The organism is Photobacterium chitinilyticum, from assembly GCF_004104355.1.
In the GTDB taxonomy this organism is placed as follows: domain Bacteria; phylum Pseudomonadota; class Gammaproteobacteria; order Enterobacterales; family Vibrionaceae; genus Photobacterium; species Photobacterium chitinilyticum.
Map to the genome: position 1 here is coordinate 1 of NZ_RJLM01000157.1, position 523 is coordinate 523.

Genomic DNA, 523 nt, shown 5'->3' on the forward strand with positions numbered 1-523 from the left:
CCCTGAAAGGTGGCGGCAGCGTGCTTGTGGTGGGTAACCGTCGTATTCCCGGCGCGTTTATTCAGCAACTGAAAAATGGCCGGTGGCATGTCATGCAGCGTGTGGCTGGGAAAAACCGTTACCCCATTGATGTGGTGAAAATCCCGATGGCGGTGCCGCTGACCACGGCGTTTAAACAAAATATTGAGCGGATACGGCGTGAACGTCTTCCGAAAGAGCTGGGCTATGCGCTGCAGCATCAACTGAGGATGGTAATAAAGCGATKAAACATACTGAACTCCGTGCAGCCGTACTGGATGCACTGGAGAAGCATGACACCGGGGCGACGTTTTTTGATGGTCGCCCCGCTGTTTTTGATGAGGCGGATTTTCCGGCAGTTGCCGTTTATCTCACCGGCGCTGAATACACGGGCGAAGAGCTGGACAGCGATACCTGGCAGGCGGAGCTGCATATCGAAGTTTTCCTGCCTGCTCAGGTGCCGGATTCAGAGCTGGATGCGTGGATGGAGTCCCGGATTTATCCG

Annotated in this window: 1 protein-coding gene and 1 pseudogene; both read left to right on the forward strand. The window is 55.0% G+C overall.

The window, feature by feature from the left end:
- Positions 1-29 precede the first annotated feature (29 nt).
- Positions 30-203, forward strand: a pseudogene (locus tag EDI28_RS26330) (phage tail protein); the annotation flags it as partial.
- A gap of 98 nt (positions 204-301) precedes the next feature.
- A partial coding sequence (gpU, locus tag EDI28_RS26335) for a phage tail terminator protein (RefSeq protein WP_438942816.1) occupies positions 302-523 on the forward strand: 222 nt, incomplete at its 3' end.